At 66.9% G+C, this 19,228-nt stretch carries 15 protein-coding genes and 2 pseudogenes; 7 read left to right on the top strand and 10 right to left on the bottom strand.

Features of this window, described 5'->3' with window-relative positions; all coding sequences use genetic code 11:
* The first annotated feature begins 221 nt into the window (after positions 1–221).
* Positions 222–2,174 (top strand): M13 family metallopeptidase, encoded by a 1,953-nt coding sequence (locus QFZ65_RS10495; protein WP_306910164.1) that lies wholly within the window; start codon positions 222–224, stop codon positions 2,172–2,174.
* Positions 2,175–2,255: 81 nt separating this feature from the next.
* Here the strand turns inward: QFZ65_RS10495 and QFZ65_RS10490 are convergent, their stop codons facing one another.
* The 5 genes and pseudogenes from QFZ65_RS10490 to QFZ65_RS10470 form a co-directional block, all read right to left on the bottom strand.
* The gene (locus tag QFZ65_RS10490; RefSeq protein WP_306910162.1) at positions 2,256–3,836 is read right to left on the bottom strand and encodes an LCP family protein; all 1,581 of its coding nucleotides are present in this window, start codon (positions 3,834–3,836) and stop codon (positions 2,256–2,258) included.
* A gap of 120 nt (positions 3,837–3,956) precedes the next feature.
* Positions 3,957–4,917, bottom strand: a pseudogene (era, locus tag QFZ65_RS10485) (GTPase Era).
* Positions 4,901–6,233: pseudogene (locus tag QFZ65_RS10480) on the bottom strand (hemolysin family protein). Before QFZ65_RS10480 ends, era begins: the two co-directional pseudogenes overlap by 17 nt.
* A complete protein-coding gene (gene ybeY, locus QFZ65_RS10475) occupies positions 6,230–6,703 on the bottom strand; it encodes an rRNA maturation RNase YbeY (RefSeq protein WP_306910160.1) in 474 nt (157 codons plus the stop codon). Before ybeY ends, QFZ65_RS10480 begins: the two are co-directional and overlap by 4 nt.
* A complete protein-coding gene (locus QFZ65_RS10470) occupies positions 6,700–7,815 on the bottom strand; it encodes a PhoH family protein (RefSeq protein ID WP_306910158.1) in 1,116 nt (371 codons plus the stop codon). The genes ybeY and QFZ65_RS10470 overlap by 4 nt, the downstream gene beginning before the upstream one ends.
* Positions 7,816–8,245: 430 nt before the next feature.
* Here QFZ65_RS10470 and QFZ65_RS10465 point away from each other — a divergent pair, with 430 nt between their 5' ends.
* Positions 8,246–9,157, top strand: a complete 912-nt coding sequence (locus QFZ65_RS10465; protein ID WP_306910157.1) for a GerMN domain-containing protein — start codon at positions 8,246–8,248, stop codon at positions 9,155–9,157.
* A gap of 165 nt (positions 9,158–9,322) precedes the next feature.
* On the opposite strand, the gene QFZ65_RS10460 is transcribed toward QFZ65_RS10465, so the two are convergent.
* From QFZ65_RS10460 to hrcA, 3 genes are all read right to left on the bottom strand, one after another.
* Positions 9,323–10,105 carry a 16S rRNA (uracil(1498)-N(3))-methyltransferase gene (locus QFZ65_RS10460; RefSeq protein ID WP_306910155.1) on the bottom strand — a complete coding sequence of 261 codons (783 nt, stop codon included), beginning with the start codon at positions 10,103–10,105 and terminating at the stop codon, positions 9,323–9,325.
* A 2-nt stretch (positions 10,106–10,107) separates the two neighbouring features.
* The gene (gene dnaJ / locus QFZ65_RS10455) at positions 10,108–11,235 is read right to left on the bottom strand and encodes a molecular chaperone DnaJ (RefSeq protein WP_306910153.1); all 1,128 of its coding nucleotides are present in this window, start codon (positions 11,233–11,235) and stop codon (positions 10,108–10,110) included.
* Positions 11,236–11,333: 98 nt separating this feature from the next.
* The gene (hrcA, locus tag QFZ65_RS10450; RefSeq protein ID WP_306910152.1) at positions 11,334–12,347 is read right to left on the bottom strand and encodes a heat-inducible transcriptional repressor HrcA; all 1,014 of its coding nucleotides are present in this window, start codon (positions 12,345–12,347) and stop codon (positions 11,334–11,336) included.
* Between the two features lie 215 nt (positions 12,348–12,562).
* Here hrcA and QFZ65_RS10445 point away from each other — a divergent pair, with 215 nt between their 5' ends.
* A complete protein-coding gene (locus QFZ65_RS10445; protein ID WP_306910150.1) occupies positions 12,563–13,414 on the top strand; it encodes a DUF3097 domain-containing protein in 852 nt (283 codons plus the stop codon).
* A gap of 116 nt (positions 13,415–13,530) precedes the next feature.
* A complete protein-coding gene (locus tag QFZ65_RS10440; RefSeq protein WP_306910148.1) occupies positions 13,531–13,950 on the top strand; it encodes a DUF4870 domain-containing protein in 420 nt (139 codons plus the stop codon).
* Between the two features lie 26 nt (positions 13,951–13,976).
* On the opposite strand, the gene hemW is transcribed toward QFZ65_RS10440, so the two are convergent.
* Both hemW and lepA read right to left on the bottom strand, forming a co-directional pair.
* Positions 13,977–15,215, bottom strand: a complete 1,239-nt coding sequence (gene hemW / locus QFZ65_RS10435) for a radical SAM family heme chaperone HemW (RefSeq protein WP_306910146.1) — start codon at positions 15,213–15,215, stop codon at positions 13,977–13,979.
* A 42-nt stretch (positions 15,216–15,257) separates the two neighbouring features.
* On the bottom strand, positions 15,258–17,111 hold the full coding sequence (gene lepA / locus QFZ65_RS10430) for a translation elongation factor 4 (protein WP_306910144.1): 1,854 nt from the start codon (positions 17,109–17,111) through the stop codon (positions 15,258–15,260).
* Between the two features lie 263 nt (positions 17,112–17,374).
* Between lepA and QFZ65_RS10425 the strand changes: the two genes are divergently transcribed.
* From QFZ65_RS10425 to QFZ65_RS10415, 3 genes are all read left to right on the top strand, one after another.
* The gene (locus QFZ65_RS10425) at positions 17,375–18,019 is read left to right on the top strand and encodes a type II toxin-antitoxin system PemK/MazF family toxin (RefSeq protein WP_306910142.1); all 645 of its coding nucleotides are present in this window, start codon (positions 17,375–17,377) and stop codon (positions 18,017–18,019) included.
* Between the two features lie 176 nt (positions 18,020–18,195).
* Complete coding sequence (rpsT, locus tag QFZ65_RS10420) at positions 18,196–18,456, top strand: 30S ribosomal protein S20 (protein ID WP_056739236.1); 261 nt, start codon at positions 18,196–18,198, stop codon at positions 18,454–18,456.
* A gap of 338 nt (positions 18,457–18,794) precedes the next feature.
* The gene (locus QFZ65_RS10415; RefSeq protein ID WP_306910139.1) at positions 18,795–19,124 is read left to right on the top strand and encodes an Lsr2 family protein; all 330 of its coding nucleotides are present in this window, start codon (positions 18,795–18,797) and stop codon (positions 19,122–19,124) included.
* Positions 19,125–19,228: the final 104 nt, after the last annotated feature.

Below are 19,228 nucleotides of genomic sequence, written 5' to 3'. Positions count from 1 at the left end.
AAGGGTGGCCGGGCAACACAAACTCCGCAGCGAGGGTGGGCCTTTGCGCTAGATAGCGTCTGAAGCCTCGCCGCGGCAGCTAAGAAGAAGCAGTTCTGCGCGCACCTTTTCACAGTAACACGGGTGCGTAAGATGAAGGAGCCAAACGTCCTAACGTCCATCATGCAGACCCCATGCCGGTGCCAGTGCCGTGCCGGGCCTGCCTGTTTCGAGGAGCATCCGTGCCACTTTCCGGGATAGACCTGTCCACTATAGACGCCAGCACGCGGCCGCAGGACGACTTGTACCAGCACGTGAATGGCGCCTGGCTCAAGAGCACCGAGATCCCGGACGACCGTCCGCTGGAGGGGACGTTCACGGCGCTCCGGGACGGTTCGGAACTCGCAGTCCGGGCGATCATCGAGGACGCGGCAGCCCGGGGCGGGGAAGCCACCGGCATCGAGCGGAAAATCGGCGGGCTCTACAGCAGCTTCATGGACGAGGCCGCGGTGGAGGCCAAGGGCCTGGAGCCGGTGCGGTCCCGGCTTGCGGACGTGTTTGCCGCGGCGTCCGTCGCCGAACTGGTGGCGCTGGCCGGTCGGCTGTTCCGCGCCGACGTCGGCGGCCTGTTCTACATCTATCCCGCGCCGGACGCCGGAAACCCGGACCGGATCCTGCTCTACACCGGGCAGGGCGGACTGGGCCTGCCGGACGAGTCCTACTACCGGGAAGAGAAGTTCGCCCCGATGGTCGACGCCTACCGGGCGCATGTGAAGACCATGTTCGAGCTCGCGGCCGTCGCGGATCCGGAAGCCGCCGCAGGCCGCGTGGTGGACCTGGAAACCTCCCTCGCTTCCCACCACTGGGACAACGTCACCCTGCGGGACCCGCAGAAGACGTACAACCTCAAGTCGGCCGAGGAGGCCGCCGGTCTCTTCCCGCTGTTCGGTGACTGGTTCGAGGCGGCCGGGATCGCTGCGGACAAGCGTGCCGAACTCGTCGTGAGCACGCCCGAGTTCTTCACCGGAGCGGCTTCCCTGCTGGAAACGGTGCCGCTGGCCAGCTGGCAGGAGTGGCTTGCCATGCGTGTGCTCAGTGCAGCCGCGCCCTACCTGTCGGCCGAGTTTGTGGACGCCAACTTCGCCTTCTACGGCACCACGCTCAGCGGCACGCCCCGCAACAAGGACCGCTGGAAGCGCGGCGTCGCCGTCGTCGAGGCTGCCCTGGGCGAGGCCGTCGGCCAGATCTACGTGGCCCGGCACTTCCCCGAATCCCACAAGGCACGCATGCAGTCGCTGGTCTCGAACCTCATCGAGGCGTACCGGGACTCCATCTCCGGGCTGGGCTGGATGGGCGAGGAAACCAAGCAGGAGGCGCTCAAAAAGCTCGACGCGTTCCGCGCCAAGATCGGCTACCCGGACAAGTGGATCGACTATTCCGCTGTGCAGATCGATCCGGCCGACCTGCTCGGCAACGTCGAGCGGGCCCACAGCGCCGACGTCGACCGGCACCTCGATGAGGTGGGCAAGCCGGTGGACCGCGAGAAATGGCTGATGACTCCGCAGACCGTCAACGCCTACTACCACCCGCTGCTCAACGAGATTGTGTTCCCGGCAGCCATCCTCCAGCCGCCGTTCTTCACCGCCGACGCCGACGACGCGGTCAATTACGGCGGGATCGGCGCGGTGATCGGGCACGAGATCGGCCACGGCTTCGACGACCAGGGCTCCCAGCACGACGGCAGCGGACTGCTGCGGAACTGGTGGACCGAGGATGACCGTACGGCGTTCGAGGCACTGACCAAGAAGCTGGTGGACCAGTTCGAGGCGCTCTCCCCCAGCGCCGCCCCGGGGCACCATGTCAACGGCAAGCTGACGCTGGGCGAGAACATCGGTGACCTGGGCGGCCTGACCATCGCGTACAAGGCGTACCTGATCAGCCTCGGCGGGCAGGAGCCGCCGGTGCTGGACGGGTTCACCGGCGTCCAGCGGTTTTTCGCGTCCTGGGCGGCCGGCTGGCGGCAGGTCATGCGGACCGAGGAAGCCATCCGGCGCCTGGCCACGGACCCGCACTCGCCCAACGAGTTCCGCACCAACCAGATCGCCAAGAACCTTGAGGCGTTCCACGAGGGGTTCGGGGTGACCGAGCAGGACGGCATGTGGATGCCGCCGGCGGAGCGCGTCAGCATCTGGTAGCGGACCCCGAGCGATGCCTGCAGGCCGGCGGAAACGGGCCAGGGACTGATCAGGAACGATCAGTCCCTGGCCAGGGCTTCGTCAGCGCGTGATCAGCTCCGGGTTGGCCTGCTGGCACACCGTGTCCCCGGCCGTCTGGTTGACGATGTCCGGCGGCAGGGCAACCGTGGCGTTCCCGGTGGGGGTGCCGCTGGCAAAGTCGCTCCCCAGGTAGACCTGGACGCCCGTGACACCGGCCGCCGGCAGCACCTGCGTGGCGGGAACCGACAGCAGGGCAGCAATGTCCCTGGCCGCGTCGGCGTACCCGGCACCGTAGTAGACGGCCGTGGTGGCGACCGGCGGAGCGGTGAACTTGGACAGCTGGCTGAACCCGCCGGCGAGGAGCGACTGCATGATCTCGGCAGACCGGGCCGGCACGCCGGAACCGTTGGCCACGGCGACGGGCTGCTCGGCCTTCTCGTAGGCCGCGGCCGTCTCGCTGGGCGTCGGGACGGCACCGGCGCCAGCCTCATCGGGACCAGGAGCGGCGGAGGCTGCGGGGGTTGCCGTCGGGTCGGTGAGGTCAAGGTCCTTGCGCATGGCGGCGAACAGCTGGGACGCTGCAGGCTCGGCCAGCTGGAGCCGGTTGACGTCGCTGTCGGCCGGACCGGTCGGAACCGCCACAAAGGCGACCTTGCCGACGTCGATGTTCTTGAGCCGGTTGGCCACGGTCAGGAGGGTCGGGATCGAGGCCAGGCCGTCGTCGACCGTGAGGTTCTTTGTGATGACGTCGGCGATCTGGAGCATCTTCGCGGGGTTGCCCAGGGTGCCGTCGTCCTTGATCTTGCGCGTCAGTGCGGAGAGGAAGCCCTGCTGGGCCTTGATCCGGCCGAGGTCGCCGCCGTCGGCGAAGGCGTGCCGGGTCCGCAGGAACGCCAGCGCCTGCTCGCCCTGCACGGTGGACGTGCCCTTGGGCAGCCGGAGCTGGGAATCGGGGTCGAACACCGCGTCGCTGATGCACACCTCAACGCCGCCCACGGCGTTGGATAGCTCCTTGACGGCGTTGAAGTCGGCCATCATGAAGTGGTCGATCTTCAGGCCGGTGAGCTTGTTGATCGTGTCGACCGCGCAGCCGATGCCGGCCTCGGACATGGCCTCGTTGATCATGACGTCCTTCTGCGCCGGGTACTCGGTCTTGGTCTTCTGGTCCCTGCATTTGGGGACGTTGACCAGCAGGTCCCGGGGGAAACTGACGACGTTGACGCGTTTGTTGTCGGCCGAAATGTCCATCAGCATCAGGACATCCGAATGCCCGTAGCCGGTGGAGTCATCCGACGTCCCGTACTGCGAGTTCTTGCCGTCACGCGTGTCCGAGCCGAGGATCAGGATCTGCATCCTGTCGTGGGATTCGTTGGCGGCGCCCTCGGTGCTGCTGCCCGCCCCGAGGGACGCCTTGCTGATGTTGCCCTGCAGCCGGACCACCCAGTAGGCGCCGAACGCCAGCACCCCGACCAGCAGGACCGAAACCACCGCCGTGCCGATTTTCAGCCAGGCCGGCAGCCGATGGTGGACGCCCAGGTGTCTGGCCGGGCCGACGTCGGGGTCATCCGAGTGCCGGGCAGCGGCAGCTGACCGGGCCGGCGGTGAGGCGCCGTCGTCACGGTCTGGGCGGGGTGGAGCCACTGGAGGAGCCTTCCTTCACGAACGGGAGTCAGCCTATTTTAGTTTCCGTATCTGGGAATTCCCCGATGGCCGCTGCCATGGGAGTGGCGGGGGGCCGGGGCCGCCCCGTCCGGGTCCGGCTCAGAACCCGAGTTTCACCAGCTGCTTGGGATCACGCTGCCAGTCCTTGGCCACCTTGACGTGCAGGTCAAGGTAGATGCGCGCGCCGAGGAGCGCCTCGATGCCCTTGCGCGCGGTGGTCCCGACTTCACGCAGCCGTGCACCGCCCTTGCCGATGATGATCGCCTTCTGGGACGGGCGTTCGACATACAGGTTGACGCGGACGTCGAGGAACGGCCGGTCCTCGGGCCGCCCTTCGCGCGGGACGATCTCGTCGACGACGACGGCCAGGGAGTGCGGCAGTTCGTCGCGGACGCCTTCGAGGGCGGCTTCGCGGATGAGTTCGGGCGATCATCACGGCTTCCGGTTCGTCCGTGAGGTGGCCGTCCGGATACAGCGGCGGGGACGAAGGCATGTGGCTGATCAGGACATCTGCCACCGTGGTGACCTGGAAACCGTCAGTCGCGGAGACGGGCACGATGTCCTTCCAGCCCTCATCGCCCAGGACTTCCCGTCCCAGGGCCGCGACGGCCAGGAGCTGCTCGGTGAGGGCCTGGCGGTCCACGGTGTCCGCCTTCGTCACGATGGCGATGACCGGCTTGTTGCCGATGGCGGCCAGCTGCGCGGCGATGAACTTGTCTCCGGGGCCGATCTTCTCGTTGGCCGGCAGGCAGAAGCCGATCGCGTCCACCTCGGCCAGGGTGTCCGCGACAAGTTCGTTCAGGCGCTTGCCGAGCAGGGTGCGCGGCCGGTGCAGGCCCGGGGTGTCCACCAGGATCAGCTGCGCGTCGTCCCGGTGCACGATGCCGCGGATGGTGTGCCGCGTCGTCTGCGGCTTCGCCGAGGTGATCGCCACCTTCTTGCCGACGAGGGCGTTCGTGAGGGTGGATTTGCCGGCGTTGGGGCGCCCGACCAGCACCGAGAACCCCGCGCGGTAGCCGCCGTAGGCTGCTTCGCCGTCGGACTTATTCTGCTTGCTCACGTGGTACTCCCTGTTGGATTGGTGCGGCCTCGTCGAGGAGGTCATTAAGGTCAGTTTCTTCCTTCGGAACGGCAGAGGCAATGATGTGGCTTACCCGGTTCCGCCGTCCCTCCAGCCGGTCCGCGCGGAGCGCAAGGCCGTGGACCTCGACGGTGCTGCCCACGATCGGCACCCGGCCGAGCGCCTTGGCGAGCAGGCCGCCCACGGTGTCCACCTCGTCGTCGTCGAGCTCGAGGTCGAAAAGCTCGCCGAGGTCATCGATGCTCATGCGCGCGCTCACCCGGTAGGTGCCGTCTCCGAGGCCCACTGCTTCGGCGCTTTCGGTGTCGTACTCGTCCACGATCTCGCCGACGATCTCCTCGATCAGGTCTTCGAGGGTGACCAGTCCGGCGGTTCCGCCATACTCGTCAATCACGATCGCGACGTGCGTGGATTCCTTCTGCAGTTCGCGCAGCAGCTCGCTGACCGGCTTGGAGTCGGGCACGTAGCGGGCCTCACGGGCCAGGTCGTCGACGACCGGAGGCACCTCGGCGCTGCCCAGGTTGTGAACGACCGCGGCCACGTCCTTGAGGTAGACGATGCCGAGGATGTGGTCCGTGTTCTCGCCCGTGACGGGGATCCGGGAATACCCGGAGCGCAGGAACAGGGACATCGCACTGTGCAGGCTGGACCCGGAGTCGATGAAGACGATGTCCGTCCGCGGCACCATGACGGAGCGGACCAGGGTGTCGCCGAAGTCGAAGACCGACTGGATCAGTTCCGCCTCGTTGTCCTCGATGACATCGGACTCCGTGGCGCGGTCCACAAGCTCACGGAATTCCTCTTCGCTGAAGAACGCCTCGTTATCCGCCGGCGCACCGGGGGCGCACGGCGCTGCCCAGCGTCACCAGCCATCCCGGTATGGGGCCGAGGACGCCGCACAGGCCACGGATCAGCGGGGCGGTGTAGCGGACCAGGGCCGCGGAGTGGACCCGCCCGAGCTGGCGCGGGGACACGCCCACAATCACGAAGCCGATCAGGGCCATGATGCCGGTAGCGGCGAGGCCGGCGAGCCAGACGTTGTCCAGCAGGCTGTGCAGCAGCACGGTCACCGCGACGGCCGATGCCATTTCAAACCAGATCCGCCAGAACCTGAGGGCGCGCATGTGCGCCACGGGCTGCCCCATGATGCGTTTGAGCGCGGTGCCGCGGCTCTGCAGTATGGCCGTTTCGGCCTCGTGCCGGGGCAGGTAGTTGAAGGCGGACTCGGCGGCCGTGAGCAGCGCCGCGAAACTGAGGAACACCAACGCCATGCCGGCGAGGATCAGTGGGGTCACTGAATCGTCTCGGCGGGGGCGTCCTTGCCGGTGAAGGCGGAGAGCAGTTCGCGCTGGAGCCCGAACATCTCTTCCTTTTCCTCCGGTTCAGCGTGGTCGAATCCGAGCAGGTGGAGAATGCCGTGCGTGGTGAGCAGCAGCATCTCGTCCTGCGTGGAGTGCCCCGCGTTCCTCGCCTGCACCTCGGCCACCTGGGGGCAGATCGCGATATCGCCCAGCATGCCCTGCGGTGTGGGCTTGTCCGGGGTGCCGGGAGTGAGTTCGTCCATGGGGACGGAGAGCACGTCGGTGGAACCGGGTTCATCCATCAGCTCGATGTGCAGCTTTTCCATGGCGGGTTCGTCCACCAGCAGGATGGACAGCTCGGCCTGCGGGTGGATGAAGAGGCGTTCGAAGATGAACCTTGAGAGCGCGACCAGCTCGGATTCGTCGACGGCCACGCCGGATTCGTTGTTGACTTCGATGCTCACGCGCTCGCTCCCCGATTGTCCCGGGCGGCCGGCTGCTTGTCCCGGGCAACAGGCTGCTTGACCCGGCGCCGCTGGACCTCGTCCCAGATGCTGTAGGCGTTGACGATGTCACCCACCAGGCGGTGGCGGACGACGTCGGACGCGTCCAGGACGGTGAAGTTGACATCCTCGATCCCCTGCAGGATCTCTTCGACGATCCGCAGGCCCGACCGTGTGCCGAACGGCAGGTCAACCTGGGTGATGTCACCGGTGACGACCATCTTCGAGCCGAAGCCAAGCCGGGTGAGGAACATCTTCATCTGTTCGGGCGTGGTGTTCTGGGCCTCGTCCAGGATGATGAAAGCGTCGTTGAGGGTCCGGCCGCGCATGTAGGCCAGGGGCGCCACTTCGATGGTGCCGGCAGCCATCAGGCGCGGGATGGACTCGGGGTCCATCATGTCGTGCAGGGCGTCATAGAGCGGGCGCAGGTAGGGGTCGATCTTGTCGCTGAGGGTGCCGGGCAGGAAGCCGAGCCGCTCCCCCGCTTCGACAGCGGGACGGGTCAGGATGATGCGGTTGACCTCTTTCTGTTGCAGCGCCTGCACAGCCTTGGCCATGGCCAGGTACGTCTTGCCGGTACCCGCCGGGCCGATTCCGAAGATCACGGTGTTGGCGTCGATCGCGTCAACGTAGTTCTTCTGGTTCAGCGTCTTCGGGCGGATGGTCTTCCCGCGGCTGGAGAGGATGTTGTACGTGAGGACGTCCACCGGGTTCTGCAGCGACTGGGACTGGCTGCGGAGCAGGGACACGAGCTGCTGCAGCACGGCGGGCGTGATGACCGTGCCGCGCGAAACGAGCCCGCGCACTTCGTTCAGCAGCCGCATGATCCGGGGAACATCGGCGGCCGGCCCGCTGATGGACAGCTCGTTGCCGCGGGCGTGGAAGTCCACGGCCGGGAACTGGGACTCGATATAGCGCAGGGCTTCGTCATGACTGCCGAGGGACTGGACCATCTGGTCGGAGTTGTCGAACAGGACCACCTCCGTCCGCAAACCTGGGAGGGAGTGTGGGAATTCGCCTGCGGTGCGCGCTCCGGCGCTGATCCGGGCCTTACCGTTCGCTGCTTCAGTCATGGTGGTGGCCCGCAGGCCTCTGGTCCCCTTCAGTCGGAAAATAACGTGTCCCCCCGGTCCGGGACCGACGGCGGTCCTCGCCTTGCGGTCCCGGTTTTCGGGGGTCCTTCCATCTTACGCCAGCACAGGCCCGCACGACGCGGCCGAAGCCCCTGACGGACGTCTCCACCGGTCTGCGGCCGCCTTCAGTTTCCGTCACAAGGTATCAACTTCGTATCGGCCTCATATCGTTCCCGTTGCAGTTCCGCCGGGCAGGCCCAAACCCCGGTGCAGCATGCGGACCATATGCCATGCTGGGAATCGGCCACCCGGCGGGACGATTTCCCGGCGGGACGGCTGACCATGGCGGGGGCTGGTCGTTAGTTACGGAGCAGGAAAGGAATCAGCCATCAAGCAGCGTGGAACCAGTTCGAAGCCGGCAGGCGGGCGCATGCGTCCCGGCGCGCTGCTGGTGATGCTGCCTGCGGCGCTGGTCCTTTCCGGCTGCGTTGCGGCGCCGCAGCCCGGCATCACCAGCTCGAACACCGCCTCGCAGCTCCAGGCCGGCACGGCCACACCGGGCGCCCCGACCACGAGCGCTCCCCTGGAAACCACTCAGGCCTCAAACAAGGCTCCCGTGTACTGGATCGGCCGGAGCAACGAAAACATGTTCCTCTACCGCGAGTTCCGCGACGTTCCGGAACAGGACAACCCGGTCACCCGCGCCCTCCACGTCATGATGTCCGAGAAGCCGCTCGATCCGGACTTTTTCACGCCCTGGCAGAATCCCAAAAAGCTCGCAACGTCTATCTCGGGCAAGAACGTCATCACGGTGGACCTTTCGGATGACGCCTTCAACAGCAACGTGGACGCGGCGATGGCAGAACGCGCAATCCAGCAGCTTGTCTATACCGCAACGGCAGCCGGTGCCAGCGCGGGGCTGATCGACGCCGGGCAGCAGGTGCAGGTGGTGGTCCTCGTTGACGGCCACACCGACTACGTCGCGTTCAACCATGTCCGCCTTGGTGCCCCGACCTCCCGCAGCTCCGGCATGGTGGCCCCGGTGTGGATCGTGGACCCCCAGGAAGCTGCCTCCCTCGATGACGGTGCGGTCAAGATCAGCGGCCGGAGCATTGTCCCCGGCGGAAAGCTCCGCTGGGAGATCCTGCGGATCGACGGGACCGTCAAGACCAGCTACCAGAACGGGACCGCAACCGCGTCAGCCGATGCGCCGCAATCCGGATTCTTCAGCCTCCAGGTAAACCTCGGTCCGGGGAACTACGAGGTCAGGGTGTCCCAGGTCAAGGATGACGACCCCTCAGAGGAACTCAACGTCGACACCCGCGGCTTCACGGTCAAGTAGCCCGCCCCCGCCACCAGCATCGATTGCTCCGTAACGGCCCTTTTGAACGCTCAAAAGGGCCGTTTGGGCCCACGCCGGCAGGGTTCCCTGGCCGAGCTTGCGAGGCGAGGAGGCCGGTGGGGAGCACTGGATTGGGTTTGGGCCGGTGGGGAGCAATGGATTGAATTACCAGCGTCCCAGGATATCGCTGGCCAGCACGGTCGCGGCCGGCCCGGCGGTGGATGAGCGCAGCACATGATGCCCGAGGAGGGCGGTCACTGCCCCAGCGTCGCACAGCCTCGTCACTTCGCGGGGGCTGATGCCGCCCTCCGGGCCGACGATCAGCAGCACCTCCCGGCCCGTTGGTTCCGCAGGCGGCTCGGCCCAGGCCGTCGCATGCCAGGATTCGAGCACCTGCCGGAGCGGGCGCACGGCGTCCTCGTGCAGGATGACGGCGAGATCTGCCGCGGCGACGGCCGCCTGCAACCCGGCGCCGTCGACGGCGGGACGCACTTCCGGAATCCAAGCGCGGCGGGCCTGCTTGGCCGCCGCCGCAACCACGGACTGCCACTTGGCATGGGCCTTTGCCGCCCGTTCGGCCTTCCAGCGGACGATCGAGCGTTCCGCCTGCCAGGGGACGACGGCGTCGATACCCAGCTCCGTGACGGTCTCGGCGGCCAGTTCGTCCCGGTCGCCCTTCGCAAGGGCCTGCACCAGGACCAGCCGGATGTCCGGCCGCGGTTCAACGCTCAGCTGTGCGCACTCCACGGTCAGCTCACCGGGGGCCACGGCGGTCACTGAACCGGTCAGCCGCTTGCCCGCCCCGTCGGCGATATCAACCATCTCGCCCGCGGCAAGCCGCTTGACCGTCACTGCATGGCGGGCCTCGGGGCCGTCCAGGACGAACATGGAACCGGGGGCCTGCTGGTCCAGGGTTCCCGGGGCGGTGAAGAAGACCGGGTTACTCACCGCTACAGGTTACCGAGACGGTCCCGGAGCTTGGCGAAGACCCCGCCGCTGGCAGCCAGCTTGCCTTCGCTGAACTGCTCGCCGCGCAGTTTCGCCAGCTGCCGGAGCAGGTCCTCCTGGGCGGCGTCGAGCTTGGCCGGAGTTTCCACCTGCAGGTGGACCTTAAGATCCCCGCGGCCGTAACCGCGCAGATGCGTGACACCGAGCCCGCGCAGGGTGATGACCTCGCCCGACTGGGTGCCGGCCTTGACGTCGATCTCCTGCGGGCCGTCGAAGGTCTCGAGGCTCAGTTCGGTGCCGAGCGCCGCGGCGGTCATCGGGATGTTCAGGCTGGCGTGCAGGTCGTCGCCGTCGCGCATGTAGGTGGCGTCGGTGTTGACCCTGATCTCCACGTACAGATCGCCGGCGGGACCGCCCGCCGGGCCCGCCTCGCCCTGGCCCGAGAGCTGGATGCGGGTGCCGGTGGCGACGCCGGCGGGAACCTTGACGGTCAGGGTCCGGCGGCTGCGGATCCGGCCCTGGCCGGAGCACTCGTTGCAGGGATCCTTGATCACGGTGCCGAAGCCTTCGCAGCTGCCGCAGGGCGCCGTGGTCATGACCTGGCCCAGGATGGACCGGACGGCCCGCTGGACCTGGCCGCTGCCGCCGCAGATGTCGCAGCGCTCCGGGTGTGAGCCCGGCTGGCAGCAGGAGCCTGCACACGTGGGGCACGTGACCGCGGTGTCCACTTCGAGTTTCTTGTTGACGCCGAACACGGCGTCGCGGAGGTCGATCCGGACGCTGATCAGCGCGTCCTGCCCGCGGCGCACGCGTGAAGCCGGACCGGCCTGGCCGCCGGCGCCGAAGAACGTGTCGAAGATGTCCTGGAACGCGAAGCCCTGGCCCGCGTAGCTGCCGCCGCCGAAGCCGTTGTCGGTGCCGTTCTCGTTACCCGTGGTGTCGTAGACCCGCCGCTTCTGCGGGTCGGAGAGCACCTCGTATGCGTGGGTGACGGCCTTGAAGCGCTCCGAAGCGTCGCTGCCGGGGTTCACGTCCGGGTGCAACGTCCGGGCAAGCTTGCGGTAAGCCTTCTTGATCTCTTCCCCGGTTGCTTCGCGGGAGACTCCAAGAACGTCGTAGTGGCTGCTCAAAGTTCGTATCTCTTCCTTTTTGTACTGCCGGTGGGGCACTGCCTGTTGGGGCAAAGAAGTCCGGTCAACAGCGGTGCGTTGGCTTGCTGCGTGGACGGTCAGGGCCCGAGGATCCTCGATAGGTAGCGGGCCACCGCGCGGACGGCGGCCATGGTGGTCGGATAGTCCATCCGGGTCGGACCCAGCACGCCGACCTTCGCGGTGGCGTCCGGGCCGTAGCCGGTGGCCACCACGGACGCCTCGGCGAGGCCGTCGTAGGGGTTCTCCCGGCCGATGCTGACGGTCACGCCGCGCGGGTCCGCCGCCATGTCACTGAGGAGGCGGAGCATGACCACCTGCTCTTCGAGCGCTTCCAGCACAGGGCCGATGCTCAGCGGGAAGTCGACGTTGGAGCGTGCGAGGTTGGCCGTGCCGGCCATGACCATGCGCTCTTCGCGGCTGCTCGTGGCCAGGGCCTCGAGGCCCCTCGCCAGCGCCTGCGCGGCCGTGCGGCGTGCCGGCGGGCAGCCGGCGATCACGGACTGCAGCGACTGCGGGAGCTCGGTCAGCGGGGTTCCGGACAGGCCTGCCAGGAACCAGCTGCGCAGCTCCGCTACGGCGTCGTCCGGAAGGTCCTGGCCGACGTCGATGACCCGCTGCTCCACCTTGCCGGTGTCCGCAATCAGGACCACCAGTACCTTGCGTGGTGCGAGCAGGACGAATTCGATGTGCCGCACCCGGGCGCGGCTCAGATGCGGGTACTGCACGACGGCGACCTGGTTGGTCAGCTGCGACAGGAGCCGCACGGTCCGGTCCAGTACGTCGTCGAGGTCATCGGAACCTTCGAGCAGCGCCTGGATGGCCCGGCGTTCCGCCGGCGAGAGGGGCTTGACGGCGGAAATCTGGTCCACGAAGAGCCGGTAGCCCTTGTCCGTGGGAATCCTGCCGGCACTGGTGTGCGGGGCAGTGATCAGGCCTTCGTCTTCCAGGGCCGCCATATCGTTGCGGATGGTGGCGCTGGACACGCCAAGGTGGTGCCGTTCCACGAGGGCTTTGGAGCCGACGGGTTCACGGGAATGGACATAGTCCTCCACGATGGCGCGCAATACTTCCAGTTTGCGTGGTTCGCTCACGCTCCACCTCCTATCGGCTCTCCCGCATGCGGTGCCGCCCATGGTCAGCACTGCTGGTCAGCACTGCTGGTTAGCACTCGACATGCCTAAGTGCTAACCAGTCTAATATGAGTCACCGCGTTGTTAGCATTGGATTCGCCCCGGCGTTGTCCCGGGGCGGGTGTTCTCGGGCACAGCCCGCCGTGTTCCTCCAAACGCAAAGCAGTGTGTAACAGATGTCGTACCAGAACTGGGGACCGCAGGACCTGTCCGCCCCCGCCAAGGCCCAGCTGCCCGAAGTGCCGGTGGAACGCGGCATGGTGCTTGAGGACGTGCAGTCCGGCTGGGTGGGTGCCGTGACCCGGGTTGAAAAGTCGGGCGGCATGCACGTGGTGGCTCTGGAGGACCGCCGGGGCAAGTCCCGGTCCTTCCGGCTCGGCTTCGGATTCCTGCTGGAGGGCCAGCCGGTCCGGCTGATGCCTCCCGCTCCCCGGCCGGCGCAGGGCACGGCCGGAGCCGGCCGCACTGCGTCCGGCTCGGTCCGCGTCGCGGGCCAGCGCGCGCAGGTGGCCAAGGCCAGCCGCATCTGGGTGGAGGGCAAGCACGACGCCGAACTGGTGGAAAAGGTCTGGGGAGACGACCTCAGGGTGGAAGGCATCGTCGTCGAGCCGTTGCACGGGATCGATGACCTCTCCGCCGCCGTCGCGGCCTTCCGCCCCGGACCAGGACGTCGCCTCGGCGTCCTGGTGGACCATCTGGTCCCGGATTCCAAGGAATCCAGGATTGCCGACGCCGTGATGGCGTCCCCCGGCGCGGCCGGGAACGTCCTGATCGTCGGCCACCCGTACGTGGACGTCTGGCAGGCCATCCGCCCCGCTGTCCTGGGCATCGAGCAATGGCCGGTGATTCCCCGCGGAACGGATTGGAAGACCGGCATCCTGACGGCCTTCGGCTGGCCGCACAGCACCAAGGAGGATATCGGCCTGGGCTGGCAGAAGCTCCTCGGGGCCGTCCGGAGCTACGCGGATCTGGAGGCGTCCCTGCTGGGACGCGTGGAAGAGGTCATCGATTTCCTCACGGCTCCCTGAGGTCCGATCCTCGATTCGGCATCCAAGCAAGTATTCTGGGAACGGCGGTGCGCATCCTGCGTGGCCCCCGAACCTCCAGGTAACAACGCATCACAGCAATCCGAAGGACGAGAACCGTGGCAGATGACGCACGCGAACACACGGGCAACCAGGCCGGCCATGGCCAGCCCCCGTACCATGGCGTTCCCGCCAATGCGCTGCCCCTGACGGCCAGCGAGGACCGGCAGTGGGCCACGCTGGCGCACTTCGGCGGCATCCTCGGCTGCGTGCCTTCGCTGCTCATCTACCTGATCTTCAAGGACCGCGGCCCCTTCACCGCGCAGGAGTCCAAGGAAGCCCTCAACTTCACGCTGCCGCCGACGATCGCCGCCGTGGTCGCGAACCTGCTGGTCTTCGTACCGGTGGTGGGAAACATCTTCGCGGTCCTCGCGACGCTGATCTGGATAGCGGTCACCTGCTTCTCGGTCGCCGCGGGCATCCACGTCAACCGCGGCCAGCCGCACCGCTACGACTTCAACCTGCGCTGGATTAAATAGCCAGCTCAGTCCGGCCGGGCGCCAGCTCAGTCCGGCAGGATCCGCCGGACCACGGCATCGGCGAGCAGCCTGCCCTTGAGGGTGAGCACCAGCCGGCCCTTGAAGGCTGCCGCCGGTTCGACCAGGCCGTCGGCGATCAGCCCGGCCACGGCGTGCCTGCCGGTATCCCCCGCGCCGCCCAGGCTGCCGATCTCGAGCCCGGTGTTCAGCCGCGCCTCGAGCATGATGCGCTCGACGTTGCGGGTCTCGGAATCGAGGATTTCCCGGCCGGCGGCGGGTGAAAGCCCCGCCCCGAGCCGGCTTGCGTAGGCCGTCGGGTGCTTGACGTTCCACCAGCGGACGCCGCCCACATGGGAGTGTGCCCCGGGGCCGATCCCCCACCAGTCATCACCGCGCCAGTAGGCGAGGTTGTGGCGGCAGGCCTGCGCCGAGGTGCGGGCCCAGTTGCTGACCTCGTACCAGCCGAGCCCGGCGGCCGAGATGAGCTGGTCGGCGAGTTCGTATTTGGCGGCGTGGTCGTCGTCGTCGATCTCCGGCACCTGGCCGCGGCGGATCTGGGCGGCGAGCTTCGTGCCTTCCTCCACGATCAGTGCGTAGGCGCTGATGTGGTCCGGGCCGTAGGACAACGCCGTCTCCAGCGAGTAGCGCCAGTCCTCGAGCGATTCCCCGGGCGTTCCGTAGATCAGGTCCAGGCTGACCGCCAGGCCTGCGTCCCGGGCCCACTGCACCACCTGCGGCACGCGGCTGGGGGTGTGGGTCCGGTCCAGAACCTTCAGCACGTGCGGGACAGCCGACTGCATGCCGAACGAGACACGGGTGAACCCGGCGTCGGCGAGCAGCTGCAGGGATTCTGGCGTGACAGAGTCAGGGTTGGCCTCGGTGGTGACCTCGGCGCCGGGCGCGAGGCCCCACGCGGCGATGGCGGCGGTCAGAATGCGCGCCAGGTCCTCGGCGGGCAGCAGCGTGGGCGTTCCGCCGCCGAAGAAGACCGTGCCCAGCGGACGCGGCGGCAGGCCGCTCTCGGCCAGGGCCCGGACGGCGAAGTCAACCTCGGCGATGGCCGTGCTGGCGTAGGCGTCCTGCGAGGCCCCTCCGCCGAGCTCGGTCGCGGTATAGGTGTTGAAATCGCAGTAGCCGCACCGCACCGCGCAGAACGGAATGTGCACGTAGAGCTCGAAGGCCCGCGCTGCCGCACCCTCGACCGCCTGGGCGGGCAGCAGCCCGTCCGGCGGCGCAGGGTCGCCCAGTGGAAGGGCGCTAGGCATGGGGCCCGCCAAGCCGGGTTGGGACAGTCATCGCCGGCACCGCTACTTCTTGGCCTTGTCCTTGGACTCGTCCGTGGTGAGGGCTGCGATGAAGGCTTCCTGCGGGACCTCGACGCGGCCCACCATCTTCATGCGCTTCTTGCCTTCCTTCTGCTTTTCGAGCAGCTTGCGCTTACGGGTGATGTCACCGCCGTAGCACTTGGCGAGCACGTCCTTGCGGATGGCACGGATGCTTTCACGGGCGATGATCCGCGAGCCGATGGCGGCCTGGATGGGCACCTCGAACTGCTGCCGCGGGATCAGTTCGCGGAGCTTGCCCGTCATCATCACACCGTAGGCGTACGCCTTGTCACGGTGTGTGATGGCGGAGAAGGCGTCCACCTGCTCGCCCTGGAGCATGATGTCGACCTTGACCAGATCGGAAACCTGGTCGCCGTCGGCCTTCCAGTCCAGTGATCCGTAGCCGCGGGTCTTGGACTTGAGGATGTCGAAGAAGTCGAAGACGATTTCGGCCAGCGGCAGGCGGTACCGGATTTCCACCCGGTCCTCGGAGAGGTAGTCCATGCCGCCGAGCACGCCGCGGCGGGTCTGGCACAGCTCCATGATGGCGCCGACGAACTCGCTCGGGGCGAGGATGGTGGCCGACACCATGGGCTCGCGGACTTCGGCGACCTTGCCCGTGGGGTATTCGCTGGGGTTCGTGACGTGGACGACCTTCTTGTCCTCCAGCGTTACCTCGTATTCCACGTTGGGCGCGGTGGAGATCAGGTCCAGGTTGTATTCGCGTTCCAGGCGCTCACGGGTGATTTCCAGGTGCAGCAGCCCCAAAAAGCCCACACGGAAGCCGAAGCCGAGTGCCGCCGAGGTTTCCGGCTCGTACACGAGCGCGGCATCGTTGAGCATCAGCTTCTCCAGCGCGTCGCGCAGCACCGGATAGTCGGTACCGTCCAGGGGGTACAGGCCGGAGAAAACCATGGGCTTGGCATCCGCGTAGCCGCTGAGCGACTCCGTGGCCGGCTTGGCCAGGTTGGTGACAGTGTCGCCCACCTTGGACTGGCGGACGTCCTTGACGCCGGTGATGAGGTAGCCGACCTCGCCGACGCCGAGGCCCTTGGAGGGGGTTGGCTCCGGGGCGCTGACGCCGATTTCGAGGAGTTCGTGGGTGGCGCGGGTGGACATCATCTGGATGCGTTCGCGCGGGTGCAGCATGCCGTCAACGACGCGGACGTACGTCACGACGCCGCGGTACGTGTCGTAGACCGAGTCGAAGATCATGGCGCGTGCGGGGGCGTTGGGGTCGCCCACCGGGGCGGGCAGGTCGTTGACGATCTTGTCCAGCAGGACCTCGACGCCCGCGCCGGTCTTGCCGGAGACGCGCAGGACGTCGTCCGGGTCGCCGCCGATGAGGCTGGCCAGCTCGGCCGCGTACTTCTCCGGCTGGGCGGCAGGCAGGTCGATCTTGTTCAGGACCGGGATGATCGTGAGGTTGTTTTCCATCGCCAGGTACAGGTTGGCGAGGGTCTGTGCCTCGATGCCCTGGGCCGCGTCCACGAGCAGCACTGCGCCTTCACAGGCCGCAAGTGAACGGGAGACCTCGTAGGTGAAGTCGACGTGCCCGGGCGTGTCGATCATGTTCAGCGCGTAGCTGGTGCCGTCGAGTTCCCACGGCATGCGGACGGCCTGGGATTTGATGGTGATGCCGCGTTCGCGCTCGATATCCATGCGGTCCAAGTACTGGGCCTTCATGTCACGGGATTTGACGACGCCGGTGTACTGGAGCATCCGGTCGGCCAGTGTGGACTTGCCGTGGTCAATGTGCGCAATGATGCAGAAGTTCCGGATGAGGGCCGGATCTGTTGCGGCAGGCACCGGGGCGGTGCGGGCCATGGGAGACACGCAGGGTCCTTACTGTTGGCATTACTGTTGGCTTTTGCACGGATCGGTGGGGATGGTGTTGCCATTCCGCGACGTGCCGCATTTCTCGTTCCTATAGTCTCCCACGTCCCGGCGCGCCGGAGTGCACCCGCGCCTGAAGCGGCCGGGCTACGACGGCCAGCTGCAGCGACTGCGCCGCCGCGGCGAACTGCCGCGGGCCCCGCCGCGGCGTGCATCGGGCAGGCTGCCGCGGGCCCCGTATCGCGCACCGGTATTCTTTCCCCATGGCTCTGAACCTCCGCTTGATCGGCAACACAGTCCGCACTGCCCTGCGCCTTCTGGACCGGCTGTCCGGCTCTGCCGCCGGCAGTTCCGGCACTCCCCAGGCGCCGACCTCGGTCCCACCGCGGGGAAAGAGCCCTGTGCCGAGCGGAAAGAAGCGTGGAAAGAACCCGGGAAAGGCGGCTTCGCCTCGGCCCGGGACGGCACCCCGGCCGGGAACCGCCGCCGGAACCGGGGGTACCGGCGGAGGTTATGCAGGGGACTTCCACGGCACAGCGACGGTCCGCTATGCCCCCTCCCCCAACGGCCTGCCCGAGCCCGGTGAGGTGGTCTGGACCTGGGTGCCTTATGAGGAAGACTATTCGCAGGGCAAGGACCGCCCGGTACTGCTGGTGGGCAACGCCGGCGGCAGTCTGCTGGGAATCATGCTGACCAGCAAGGACCACGACCGCGACGGACGCCACGACGAGGATTACATGGATGTCGGCACCGGCGCCTGGGACCGGCAGCTGCGCCCCAGCGAGGCAAAACTGGACCGCATCCTGCAGATCGACCCGGCGGACATCCGGCGCGAAGGTGCCATCCTCGACGCCGGCCGGTTCAACCTCATCGCCGCGGAACTGCGGAGCCGGCACGGCTGGACCTGACGCCGGCGCCGGGATCGTCACGGGGCCAGCGGCTCTGCTATGATTTACAGCTGTGTGTCCGTGCAGGTCGACGGCCACATATGGTTGGTCGCCATAGGTATCCCCACGCCGCTCAGTCAATGGCCAATCTGAAAGCCCTCTAGACCATTTTCCGCATTGAAAAAGAGAGTTCACACGTGGCTAATATCAAGTCCCAGAAGAAGCGCATCCTCACCAACGAGAAGGCCCGCCTGCGCAACAACGCAGTCAAGTCCGAGCTGAAGACGGCCATCCGCGCCGTCAACACCGCCGTTGAGTCCACCGACAAGGATGCCGCGGCTGCTGCACTGGTTACCGCCAGCCGCAAGCTGGACAAGGCCGTCAGCAAGGGCGTTCTGCACAAGAACAATGCTGCAAACCGCAAGTCCGCGATCTCCAAGAAGGTCAACGCGCTGTAAGGTTTCCAGTTCAACTGAACTGATGAATGTGGCCGGCACCCATGGTGCCGGCCACGTCCAGTTAAACGGCAGGCTGTAAACGCCTGCATGGAGATTCCGCAACACTTGCGGTCCCTCGCCACGGGATCCTCCAACAGGTGCTGCGTCGTGTGCCTGGCCACGGCGCCCTCGACACCGCCGACGAAGTGAAAGGGCGCCTCGCGGTCCCAGCCCTCATGGGACGTTAGTTTATGCCCGCCGTCCCGCCATATACATCAGGCACAGCACGAATCCTTCTCTTGGTTTGCTGGATTATATTTTGATTCTTCCCCGGTCGGATAGGGAGTAGGCTTAGTTTCATGGCAAAGAAGACAGTAGTACTGCTGGAAGACGATATCGACGGCTCGGAAGCGAGCGAAACCGTATCATTCGCCCTTGATGGAACTGAATACGAAATTGATTTGAATAATGATCACGCCAATGAACTCCGCGAGGCTCTGGCACGCTTCACCGCTGACGCCCGTAAGACTTCAGGAGGTCGCGGCCGGCCCACGACTACGCGGAAATCCTCCCAGGGTGGTCCGGACGCTAAAGCAGTCCGGCAGTGGGCAGCTGAGAACGGCATTCAGGTGAATACCCGCGGACGTATCCAGGCGGATATCGTCGAGAAGTACGAAGCGGCCCACTAGGGCCTGGGCCGGCTAAGCGCCCGCGAAACGAATCAGGGCTGGTATCCAAGCGATTCCGGCCCTGATTTACTTAACCGTTTCCCATCGCGCCGGTACAGCATCGG

The organism is Arthrobacter sp. B3I9 (assembly GCF_030816935.1).
In the GTDB taxonomy this organism is placed as follows: domain Bacteria; phylum Actinomycetota; class Actinomycetes; order Actinomycetales; family Micrococcaceae; genus Arthrobacter.
The sequence above is the reverse complement of the archived record's forward strand: the minus strand, read 5'-3'. Positions and strand labels throughout refer to the sequence as shown.